This window comes from Streptomyces lavendulae subsp. lavendulae (assembly GCF_002803845.1).
Classification (GTDB): Bacteria; Actinomycetota; Actinomycetes; order Streptomycetales; family Streptomycetaceae; genus Streptomyces; species Streptomyces lavendulae.
The window spans coordinates 229,975-241,081 of record NZ_CP024986.1 but is presented as its reverse complement, the minus strand read 5'-3'; the positions used below and the strand labels follow the sequence as shown (position 1 = coordinate 241,081).

The 11,107-nt window shown below is 69.9% G+C and carries 8 protein-coding genes and 1 pseudogene; 2 read left to right on the top strand and 7 right to left on the bottom strand.

Features of this window, described 5'->3' with window-relative positions:
* Nucleotides 1-1,472 precede the first annotated feature (1,472 nt).
* On the top strand, nt 1,473-2,189 hold the full coding sequence (locus tag SLAV_RS40590) for a hypothetical protein (RefSeq protein WP_030242136.1): 717 nt from the start codon (nt 1,473-1,475) through the stop codon (nt 2,187-2,189).
* Nucleotides 2,186-2,659 carry a helix-turn-helix domain-containing protein gene (locus SLAV_RS40585; RefSeq protein ID WP_030242142.1) on the top strand — a complete coding sequence of 158 codons (474 nt, stop codon included), beginning with the start codon at nt 2,186-2,188 and terminating at the stop codon, nt 2,657-2,659. The genes SLAV_RS40590 and SLAV_RS40585 overlap by 4 nt, the downstream gene beginning before the upstream one ends.
* Before the next feature lie 338 nt (nt 2,660-2,997).
* Here the strand turns inward: SLAV_RS40585 and SLAV_RS40580 are convergent.
* From SLAV_RS40580 to SLAV_RS40550, 7 genes and pseudogenes are all read right to left on the bottom strand, one after another.
* Nucleotides 2,998-3,525 (bottom strand): annotated as a pseudogene (locus tag SLAV_RS40580) (NUDIX hydrolase); the annotation flags it as partial.
* Between the two features lie 197 nt (nt 3,526-3,722).
* A complete protein-coding gene (tpg, locus tag SLAV_RS40575) occupies nt 3,723-4,277 on the bottom strand; it encodes a telomere-protecting terminal protein Tpg (RefSeq protein WP_030242146.1) in 555 nt (184 codons plus the stop codon).
* A 3-nt stretch (nt 4,278-4,280) separates the two neighbouring features.
* Complete coding sequence (gene tap, locus SLAV_RS40570) at nt 4,281-6,797, bottom strand: telomere-associated protein Tap (protein WP_031943705.1); 2,517 nt, start codon at nt 6,795-6,797, stop codon at nt 4,281-4,283.
* Nucleotides 6,798-6,917: 120 nt separating this feature from the next.
* Nucleotides 6,918-7,835, bottom strand: a complete 918-nt coding sequence (locus tag SLAV_RS40565) for an MBL fold metallo-hydrolase (protein WP_030242185.1) — start codon at nt 7,833-7,835, stop codon at nt 6,918-6,920.
* Nucleotides 7,836-7,858: 23 nt separating this feature from the next.
* Nucleotides 7,859-8,362 (bottom strand): flavin reductase family protein, encoded by a 504-nt coding sequence (locus SLAV_RS40560; RefSeq protein ID WP_031943706.1) that lies wholly within the window; start codon nt 8,360-8,362, stop codon nt 7,859-7,861.
* Between the two features lie 81 nt (nt 8,363-8,443).
* Nucleotides 8,444-9,706 (bottom strand): ketosynthase chain-length factor, encoded by a 1,263-nt coding sequence (locus SLAV_RS40555; protein ID WP_030242183.1) that lies wholly within the window; start codon nt 9,704-9,706, stop codon nt 8,444-8,446.
* Nucleotides 9,703-10,974, bottom strand: a complete 1,272-nt coding sequence (locus tag SLAV_RS40550) for a beta-ketoacyl-[acyl-carrier-protein] synthase family protein (RefSeq protein ID WP_030242182.1) — start codon at nt 10,972-10,974, stop codon at nt 9,703-9,705. Before SLAV_RS40550 ends, SLAV_RS40555 begins: the two co-directional genes overlap by 4 nt.
* Between the last annotated feature and the right edge of the window lie 133 nt (nt 10,975-11,107).

Genomic DNA, 11,107 nt, shown 5'->3' with positions numbered 1-11,107 from the left:
CCCGCGGAGCGGGACCCCAGGCGCTGCGCGCCTGGGAAGGGACCCGCCTCGCTGCGCTCGGCGGCGGTGGGCTGCGCCCGCCAGGGCCCGCCCTTCGGGCGGGTTCGCCTCCGCTGCGCTTCGGCGAAAGACCTTCGCTTCGCTCGGTGGCTACGCTGCGCGTAGCCATTGCCTCGCCTTCGGCGAGGTGTCCCAGGCGCTGCGCGCCTGGGAAGGGACCCGCCTTGCTGCGCTCGGCGGCGGGGCGGCTTCGCCGGCCAGAGTTCGGCCTTCGGCCGGGGCCGCCTCCGCTTCGCTCCGGCGGGAAACCTCGCTTCGCTCGTCGGGGGTCCACTACGCGGACCCCTGGTGAGGTGCACCAGGCGCTGCGCGTCTGGGAAGCGAGCCCCCCTCGCCTGCGCTCGGTGGTGGTTGGCTGCGGTGGCCAGGGCCCGGCCTTCGGGCGGGTTAATCTCCGCTTCGCTCCGCCGAAATGTCTCGCTTCGCCCCGGCGGAACACCTCGCCCTGACTGGTGTCTGGCCTGTTGGTAGGTACCCAAGTGCTATGAGCTAGAGCTGAGCTCCAGGGTGCCTGTTAAGAAGCGTTCCGTGTAGGTGCTGCTGGCTGAGAAACAGGGCTGATCAGTTGCCAGGCGTCTTCCTGTTCGCTTTGGAACAGTGCTTGGCCTGAAAGGTCCCTCTGTGGTTGTTGCCCGCCGACCGTTGTGTGGTTGCGCAGTTGGTGTGTGGTGTCTCTGGTGGGCGTTGAGTGTGGTTGAACCCGGGCTTTAGCCGGTGGGCTCAGCTTTGGGTGGGGTTGTGGCGGGGGGTGGTTGACCTGGGGTGTTGCTGTTCTTGCTCTGCATATCGGGGGTTGTTTGACGTTGAGATGAGCTGTGCTGGAGAAGCGGTGGAAGGAGAGCTGTTCGTGTTAACGGCGTTAATGGTCGGTGGGCGGGCTGCTTCAAAATGATTCGGGGATAGAGATAGGAACCAGTCAGATTCTGCGCGGTTATGGACACGGTGTCCGGTACAGGGGCTTGAGGTGGTTCAGCTGTCGGGGAGTCAGGAAATGAGGGCTCAGAGGTGGTTTGTGTCGGTGTTGGGTGCCTGAAGCCCGGCAGCTGACGGCCTATAGAGAGTACGGATATGCGTTGTCGCAGGTCAGGCGGGGTGCAGGGGGAAAGTTATGTCCCCTCAGGAGGGACATAACTCGGTCGATGTGTCGCTGGTGGGGGGACAGAACGACGGCAAAACGTCAGCGAGGCTGACGCTTTTTGGGCTAAAACGTCGGGGATACTGACGTTCTTGCGGAGATACGCCCCCGAACTGGACGAGAGGGCGGAGTGGTTGGGTCGTGGGCGCGTAGAGGGGGCCTGGAGGGGTCGTGGCCGAGATGTGTCCCTCCTGAGGGGACACAAGACACGCCGAACGTCAACGAGCGTGACATTAGTGTCACCCTTGTTGACATACTCTCTCTGCAGATCAACGAAGTGGAGAGCATCCTCGTGTCATCAGAGCCACAGCGCCGTCGGCCGAGTCCGTCGCGCGCGCCGCGTCCTGATCTCCCCGTTGATGACGCGATCTCGGCGTGGAGTCAGCCGCTGGCTCCGGTCAAGGATCTGGACAGCCTCGCGAGGCGGTATCCCAGTCGCAAGCTCACGCTCGACGGTGAGCGCAAGCCGCTGGAGTTCTACGGGACGCAGAGTCAGCCAAATGCGTTCTCCATGGACAGCCTTGAGTTCTTTCTGGTGATTGCCCAGTACTTCAGGGAAGCCTTGCCCCTGAGGTTGATCCTGTTGCTGATCGCGTGCCAGCGAGCGGGGGGCCGGATTCCACTTACTCAGGAGGAGATGGCTACGATCCTTGACGTCAGCCGGACAAAGACGTCGGAGGCGCTGCACACTGTCATGTCTCATGGGATCGTCTTCAAGGTGCGGCGGGGCGTGTACCAGTTCAACCCGCCTTACAGTTACCGGGTGGCTGAGTTCATCCCGGGTACCGAGACGGCGGGTGAGTTCGTGAAGGTGGAGCAGCACAGCACCATCTCGCAGATTCGCAGCGACACGAGCCTGCCGGACCTGGTGCGGTTCCCGTCGCTGGACCACATGCGGCAGGCAATCGAGGAACTGCGGGCCGAACGGTCCAAGGAGCGCGCTGCGCGCCGGCTGAGCCGGGCACAGCGCAAGGAAGAAGGGACAGCTCAGTGAGCACCTTGCGATTCGCTGCGGTCAACGCAGACGGGCTTCTCTCCGACCTCGACCTTCCGCCGGCCGCGTACCGCGTGCTGCTGAAGCTGCGTTCGCTGAGTGAGCCCGGGGGGCGGATCCTCATCGATCAGGCCACCATCGGGGGGCTGCTGGAGCTCAGCCGGCCGAGCGTGAACGCGGCGCTGCGGAGCCTGGAGCTCGCGAAGCTGGTGCGGAAGGTCAGGAACGGGGTCTATCAGATCAACCCTATGCTGGCGGGCTACAACTCCTTCGAGGACGCCGTCGCCGCGGTGAACGAGATGGCGCCCGAGGAGCGGCTGGACGCCCGGGGGTACGTGGCCAGTTACCACCAGGCGGTGGCGGAGTACCAGGACCAGCTGGCGGAGCAGCGGAAGAAGCGGGCGGCGCAGGCCGCCGCGAAGAAGGCGGCGGAGTCGAAGCGGCGGAGGACATTGCACGCCGTGGGGTGAGCTCCCGAAGGAGGGGCCCGTGGAGGGCTTCTGAGGGGGTTTTGAGAGCGTTGGAGGGTCCCGGGGTACCCCGGGGCCCTCTTTGGTTTTTTGGGGGGCTGGAGGGGCGATTTTGGGGCTTCGGTGAGTCCAGTTGAGCCGAAGCACGGCAGTTGTCACCGGAAGAGCGGGTTGAGCTGGTGAATGAGACCGGTCGAAGCAGCCGGGTTGACACCAGTGAGGCACGCTATTTGTCACAAACGCTCATGAGGCAGCCTTTCTGTCACCTGTAGCGAAAGATCGCAAGCCTTGGGCTCTCTGGGGCGGTTCCAGGCTGAGCTTGAGCGTGGTGGGCAAGGCCGCGCGGTCCCGAACGCCAGATACCGGCTGAAGGCTTCGTGGCTGTCGGGGGTGAAGCGCCACTCCAGCAGGGCCGACCGCACCTCCGGCTCGGTCAGCCAGCCATGCCAGGCGACTTCATCGGGATCGGGGACCACAGCGTCCGGCACCACGGCTTCGTGCACGCCGAGCCAGTGAGGGCTCAAGCCGCTGCGGTTGATGAACGTGAACAGCAGGCGCGGCAGCGCACGGACTCCCAGCTCTTCGGCCAGCTCCCTCGCGGCGGCCTGTTCATAGGACTCGCCGACATTTGCGGCGCCACCGACCTCGACCTCATAGAGCCCGGGGAAGCGCGATACCTGTTCCGACCGTCGGTGGACGAGGATCCGTCCACGCTCATCACGACACACCGTCACGGCGACTCGGTGCAGCCAACCCTCCTGGATGGCCTGTTGGCGGCTGACCACCATCCCCAGCACACGATCTTGATCGTCGACACGCTCCACCAGTTCATCCACGACGCACACCCTGGCAGAGCCCACTGACATTGACGCTTCCCTGAGCCCGCAGAGGCCGACCCAGGAGAACCAGAACTGGGAGGCCGGACACGGATGACCACAGTTGCGACCTGTCGCGCTCAGGCTCAACCGCCCGCAACACCGTCGGTGACAACCAGCCTGCCTATGTGACAACCATCGTCCTACGGCTCACCAGTGGTTCTTGGGGTTTTCGGGGGTGGTTGGTTTCAGAAGGCGATGTCGACGTAGTCGATGTCGGTGAACTCGACGAGGAGGCTGCCCGCGCGGGCGCCGTTGTCCTTGAAGTAGATCTCCTGGAGCGCCTCGGCGGTGATGTGCCGGAGCTGGGTTTCGGTGGCGCCGGTCTCCTGGGCGGTGAACAGGCGGCCCGCGTACTCCGGGGGGAGGTGCTGGGTGATGCGGCGCATGCGGCCGTCGTCGGTGGTGCCGGGGGCCGCGGTGAAGCCGAAGCGGGCGCGGGTCTCGATGACGAGTCCGGTGGTCCTGGCGGCCTGTTCCCGGGCGCGCTTGCGGACCAGGGGCTGCCAGCGGCGGCGGACCTCCGCTTCGAGGCGGGCGGCGAGTTCGGGCTTGGGCTGCTTGATCTGGTTCTTCACATAGCGCTCGACGGTGCGCTGCGAGATGCCGAGGGTGGTGGCGACCGCCTTGGTGGACTTGAGCTGCTTGACGAGGAAGCGCATCTGGGCGCCCGCGGACTTCGGGACGGGGCGGGTGAAGTGCAGTTCGTCGGCCTTGGACAGGCTGTCGGAGATGTCGGACATGGATTACTCGCCGTCTGCTGCTGCGTCGTGGCCCTTGATGTGGCGGGCGGGGTTGAGGCCTTCGTCGAGCATCTGGACCGCCCATAGGAGGGGCTGGGTGCCTTCGTGCTTGACCATGCCCGGGCTGACACCGAGGCGGAAGCCGCCGGGGAGGGGCTTGCCGTCCGGGGTGCGGGGGAGGAGGTCCAGGGGGCTGGGGCCGGGGGAGAGGTAGACCGCGCAGTCGGAGAGGACCGCGATGGGGTGCAGACCGGCCGCCGTGGAGAGCTTGAGCATCTTGCGGTGCATGTTGACCCGGGCCGTGGAGATCACCGCGGCGCGGATGTCGGGGCGCCAGGTGGGGCGTTCGAGGGCGGGCCAGGGTTCGCCCGGGCGGTAGCCGGCGCCCTGGGGACGCTCGCGGAGCTTGCCGATGCCGCCCTTCACGGTGGCCTTGATCGCCGAGAGGACGGAGGCGGCGAGGGGGTCGTGCTGCTTGTGGGTCGCCATGGCCCGGAGGAACTCGGACTCGGTGAGGGAGGAGGTGACGCCGAGGTCGGCCATGGTGGCCATGTAGGCGTCGCGGAGACGGGTGTACCAGGCGTCGAGGTACGGGCCGTGGTCCGGGCGGAGCCAGGCCTCGGTGGGGCGGACCTCGTGGCCGAGCTCCTGGGCGTAGGCGAGGGTCGGGGTCGCGTACCAGGCCGGTCCGGTCGGGGGCTTGCCGTGCGGGGTGAAGGGGCTGGGGAGGCGGGGGTCGTGGGGGAGGGAGGAGAGGTCGGCCAGCCAGCAGCCGGGGGTCTTCGGGTCGAAGCGCGGGTCCGTGGTGTGGGTGGCGGGGCCCAGCCCGACGGTGAGGCGGTTCGCGGCGGCGGCGAAGGCCATGTTCACGTCGAGGCCGACCGCGTGGGTGGCGGCGCATTCGGCGTCGGTGAGGAGCTCCGGATCGCGGATCCAGTCGTAGGCCTCTTCGTCGAGGACCTGGTCCGGGGTGCGCTGGTGGGAGCGGGGGTACAGGGCGGCGACCACCGGGTGTTCGTCGGGGGCCTCCGGAGGGGCCGGGTCGACGGGGCGGGTGAGGGAGCCGGCGACGGGGGCGGACTCCCAGGCGTTGGTGTCGGGGTTGCGTGCGGCGCGGGTGGGGGGACGCAGCGCCGTCATGAGTTCCAGGCCCGTCACGGCGGTGGAGCCGCGGGGGGTCAGGAGGCGGGTGGCGTAGGCGGTGAGCAGCTCGGCGAGTTCCGGGGCGGGGAGCTCGGCGGTGTCCTCGCCCCAGGCGCGGGCGTCGAGGGCGCCCCAGGGGAGGACGGCGAGCTGGACGCACTGGCGGCCGGAGGTGGGGGAGGCCGGGCGGTAGATGCGGGGCCAGGGGCCGAAGCCGCGGCGGGTGAGCTGCCACTTGGCCTTGGTGAGCTGCTTGATGACGGGGTGGTTGTCCGGGAGGCGGAGGGCGCGGCGGTCTTCGAGGGTGAGGGGGAGACCGAGGCGTTCCGCGGCGGGGGCGGTGAGGACGAGGAGGGGGTCGCCGTCCTTGCCGTTGCGGTGGAGGCGGGGGGCGCGGAGGTCGGCGTCGGGGCCGAGGGCCCAGGTGATGAGGGCGGGGAGGTCGGAGGTGGGGTGGGGGAGGAGGACGCCGCCGGCTGCGTGGGCGTGGCCGGTGCCGTCCAGGACGGCGAGGGGGCCGTTGCCGTCGATGGCGAGGGGGGGCCGCCGCTTGGGAGGGGAGGGCTTGCGGGGGGTGGTGGGTGTCTGGCGGGTCGGTGGGGGGAGGGGGGTCGCCCGCGCCGGTGCCGGTGCTGGTGCCGGCGTGGGTGCGGGTGCAGGCGTGGGGTCGGCAAAGGCGTTAACGCCGTTAACGGCGTTAACGGTGGGGGAGGCGGGCAGCGGTTCGGTGTGGGCGTGTGCGGGGGCCGGGGAGGTGTCGGCGTTAACGGCGTTAATGGCCTTGGCCGTGGGGGTGGGGGCTTCGGGGGCGTTAACTGCGTTGACGGTGTCGACGGGGTCCGGGGTGGTGGGGGGATGGGGTGTGGGGAGTGGAGGGCTCGTGGCGTTAACGGCGTTAACGGTGTGGGGTTGGAGGGCCTGCCCGGTCGGGGAGGGCGGGGGGGCGTTAACGCCGTTAACGGTGGGCTCGGCCTGCCCGGTCGGGGAGGGTGGGGCGTTAACGGCGTTAACGGTCGGCTCCGGGTGCCCGGGCGGGGACGGTGGGGGGTTAACGGCGTTAACGGTGGGTTCGGGCCGGCCCGTCGGGGAGGGCGGGGTGTTATCGCCGTTAATGGGGTGGAGGGTGGCGAGGCCTTCCAGGAGGCGGGCGTAGGCGGCGCGCTTGGGAGGGCGGGGGGCGGTGCGGCCCGTCTCCCAGGAGGTGACGGTTTCGCGGCGGACCGAGAGCGCCCGGGCGATCTGGTCCTGGCTGAGGCCGGCGGCTTCGCGCAGGCGCTTGCGTTCGTCGGGGTCGGGGAGCCCGTCCTGGGCGGCTGCCTCTTCGAGCAGGGCGTCGACCGCCGCGAAGAGGGTGGCCTGCTCGTTCGTCTCGCTCATGTGGTGCCTCCAGCAGCTGCTATCGACTGCAGCCTATGTGAAGCGCACCGTCGAACGCACGCGAACCGCACGGGGGGCGTTAACGCCGTTAACGGCGTTAACGCCCCCCGTGCGGTTCGCTCAGGCGGCGCAGGAGGGGAGGCCGCCGTGGAAGTCGACCATTTCCGAGAAGAGCTCCGAGATGTCCAGCAGGTGCCCGGGCTCGGCGCCCGCGGCCTCGGCGTAGGCGCGGTGGAGGTTGGGGACCAGGCGTTCGCTGTCGAGGAGGGCGGCGAAGGGGCCGAGATCGGCCTCGCGGGCCGCTTCCAGTGGGGTGAGACCGGCCGCGAGACCGGCGCCGGCGAGATCCTGGACGTAGCGCAGGTATGCCTCGGTACTGTCGAGGAGCTCGGTGCCTCCGACCGGGCCGTGGCCCGAGACGATGGTCCGGGGGCCCAGGGCGCGCAGCTTCTCGATGACGGCGAGGGATCCGGAGATCGAGCCGGTGAGGCAGAAGGGCGTGGCGCCGGACATCACGATGTCGCCGGCGAACAGGACCCGTCGTTCGGGCAGCCAGACGACGGAGTCGTTCCTGGTGTGGGCCGTGCCCAGGTGCATCACCTCGGCCCGGATGTCACCGAGATGGAGGGTGATGGGCTCTCGGAAGGTGAGGGTGGGCAGTTCCACTCCCACGTCGCCCCAGCAGACGTCCGGCCACAGGCCGGTGAGGTGCAGGCCCGCGAGGTCCATTTCGGCGCGCGTGGCCTCGTGGGCGATGATCACGGCCTCGTCGGCGAAGAGGCGGTTGCCGAAGGTGTGGTCGCCATGGGGATGGGTGTTGATCACGAAGCCCGGAGCGTGCGGCGTGACCCGCGCGACCGCGTCCTTGAGTGCCTTGGCGCGTGCCTCGGTGGCCGCCGTGTCGATCAGGGCGGGGCGGCCGCCCGCCGTGATCAGGCCCGCGTTGTTGAGGCACCAGCCGCCGTCCGGCTGGATGTACGCGTAGACGTCTTCGGCGACCTCTTGCAGCTGGGCGACGGACGGGGAACGTTCGGTCACTGCTCTCTCCTGGTTGAGTGCCTCTACGAGGTGGACGCGAGGGCCGGGCTCGCTCCGGGCCGGGTGAAGAGACGGTTGTAGTAGACCAGCGGCTCGGCGCCGCCGGCGGAGACGGATTCCACCCGGCCGACGAGGATGCTGTGGTCCCCGCCGTCCAGTACGTCGTGCAGGGTGCAGGCGATCCGGGCGGTGGCGTCCGGCAGGCCCGGAAGGCCGAACTCGCACGGTTCCATGGGACTGCCGGTGAACTTGTCGTGGCCGGAACGGGCGAAGCTGCTCGCGATGTCGGCGTGCTCCGCCGCCAGGACGTTGACCAGGAAGCGGTCGCCGGTGACGAAGGCGTCGTGGCAGGAGGCGGTCTTCGCCGGGCAGACCAGGACCAGGGGAGGGTCCAGGGACAAGGAGCTGAACGAGCTGGCGGTGAAGCCCCAGCGCTGTCCGGCACGGTCCACGGTGGTCACGATGGTGACGGGGGTCGGCACGTGTGCCATCGTGCGGGCGAAGTCGGCGGGGTCGATGGGTGGCAACGGTCCTCCTGGCTCTGGCGAGTGTGGCGGCGTTAACGGCGTTAACGCCGTTAACGCCGTGCCCGGGTGGTGTTAACGCCGTTAATGCGCGGCGCGGACCACCATGGCCGCGTTGAAGCCGCCCCGGCCGCGGGCCAGCACCAGGGCGGTGCGCAGCCGCTCGGGCCGGCGGACCTCGCTGACGAGGTCGACGGGGCAGTCCTCGGCGGCCGGGCCGGTGTTGACGGTCGGCGGGATGACCTGGTCGCGCAGGGAGAGCAGGGCGGCGGCCAGGTCCAGGGACGCTCCGCCGGCGGCGAGCCGTCCCGTCATGGTCTTGGGGGCGGTGACCGGTACGCCGTACTCCCCGAAGAGGGCGGTGAGGGCCCGGGCCTCGGCGCGGTCGGCGTCGCGGCGGCCCGCCGCGTCGGCGAAGACCACGTCGACGTCGGCGGGGGTGAGGCCGGCGTCGCGCAGGGCCAGTTCGGCGGCGGCCTGGAGGCGGGGTGCGCCGCCGGAGCCGGGTGCCGGGTCGAAGGTGGAGGCGTAGCCCGCGACGGTTCCGTAGATCTCGGCGCCGCGTTCGCGGGCCGCGGCCGCGTCCTCCAGGACGAGCAGCGCGCCGCCCTCTCCGGCGACGTGGCCGTCGGCCTCGGCGGAGAAGGGCCGGAAGGCACGGGCGGGGTCCTCGCTCGTGCTCAGCTCGCCGCCCGCGAGGTGGGCGGCCCAGCCCCAGGGGCAGAGGGAGGAGTCCACGCCGCCGGTGACCACGAGGCGCAGGCCCTTGCGGAGCTGGCGGCGGGCCTGGGCGACCGCGTCCAGACCGCCGGCCTGTTCGGTGACCAGGACGCCGCTGGGGCCGCGGAGTCCGTTCTTGATGGAGATCTGGCCGGTGTTGACGGCGTAGAACCAGGCGAAGGACTGGTAGGCGCTGACGTACTGGCCGCCCTGGCTCCACAGGGCCTGGAGTTCCTTCTGGCCGAACTCGAAGCCGCCCGCCGAGCTGGCGGTGATCACGCCGGCGGAGAAGTCGGGCAGCTCGGCCGGGTCGACGCCCGCGTCGGCGAGGGCCTCGTCGGCGGCGGTCAGCGCGAGCCGGGTCATGTGGTCGGTCTGCGGCAGCAGCCGGCTGGGCACGTGCTCGGCGGCGTCGAAGCCGGGGACCTCGCCGGCCAGCTTGGCCGGGTACTGGGTGGCGTCGAAACGGCCGACCGGGCGGATGCCGCTCTCGCCGCGCAGGACGGCCGCCCACCAGGCTTCGGTGCCGAGGCCGTTGGGGGCGGTGACACCGATGCCGGTGACGACGGGCGCCGCGGTGGGGGAGAGGGGGGTACCGCCGGGGCGGGCTGCGGTTTCGGTGGTCATGCGGCATCTCCCAGACGCGGGCGGGTCAGGATCATGGCGCTCTGGAATCCGCCGAACCCGCTGCCCACGCTGAGGACGGCGTCGGTGCGCTGCTCGCGCGCGGTGAGCGGGGTGTAGTCCAGATCGCAGGAGGGGTCGGGGGTGTGCAGGTTGGCGGTGGGCGGCACCGTGTTGTACTCGATGGCCAGGGCGCTGGCCGCGACTTCGAGGGAGCCGATCGCGCCGAGCGAGTGGCCGATCATCGACTTGATGGAGCTGACGGGGACCTCGTAGGCGCGCTGTCCGAGGCTGCGCTTGAAGGCGGCGGTCTCGTGGCGGTCGTTCTGCTTGGTGCCGGAACCGTGGGCGTTGATGTAGTCGACGGCGGAGGGGTCGAGGCGGGCCTCGTCGAGGGCGACGGTGATCGCCTCGGCCATCTCCACGCCGTCGGCGCGCAGTCCGGTCATGTGGTACGCGTTGCAGCGGCTGGCGAAGCCGGAGATCTCGGCGTAGACGTGGGCGCCGCGCTTGCGGGCGCTCTCCAGGTCCTCCAGGACCAGGACGGCCGAGCCCTCGCCGAGGACGAAGCCGTTGCGGGTGGCGTCGAAGGGGCGGGAGGCGGTCCCGGGGTCGTCGTTGCGCGGGGAGGTGGCCTTGATCGCGTCGAAGCAGGCGACGGTGATGGGGGAGATCGGGGCCTCGGTGGCACCGGTGATCATCACGTCTGCGCTGCCCTCGCGGATCAGCTCGACGGCGTGGCCTATGGAGTCGAGGCCGGAGGTGCATCCGGTGGAGACCATGGAGACGGGGCCCTGGGCGTTCACACGCCAGGCCACTTCGGCCGCCATGGAGCTCGGGACGAAGTAGTCGAACAGGTGCGGGACGGCGAGGGTGTGGTCCACCTGCCAGGTGGATCCGCCGCGGCTCACAGCGTTGTACTCGACGTCCAGGCCCGTGGTGCAGCCGACCGCGCTGCCGAGGGTGACACCGGTACGGGTGGGGTCCAGCTCGGCGGTGTCGATGCCGCTGTCGCGGACGGCCTCGCTCGCGCTGACGATCGCGAACTGGGCCGCCCGGTCGAGGCGCATGGCCTCTTCGGCGGTGAATCCGTGGTCGAGGGGGTTGAAGTCGGCCTCTGCGGCGATGCGGGAGCGGAACGGGGAGGCGTCGAACAGGCTGATCGCGCGGGTCGCGGTCTTCCCGGCGGTGAGCAGGGACCAGAACTCCTTGGTGCCCACCCCCCCGGGCGCGACCACGCCGATTCCGGTGATGACGACGCGTCGGCTCATTGGGTGTCCTTCACGGTGAGTCCTTCTGCTGTGCTGTCGGTCCGGCGCTGGCGGCGCCTGCCTCTCGCGACCTGCTGTGCGTACGAGCTTGGGAAACGGCGCTCGATGGCTGATCGAACTCCGATGGTGGGGC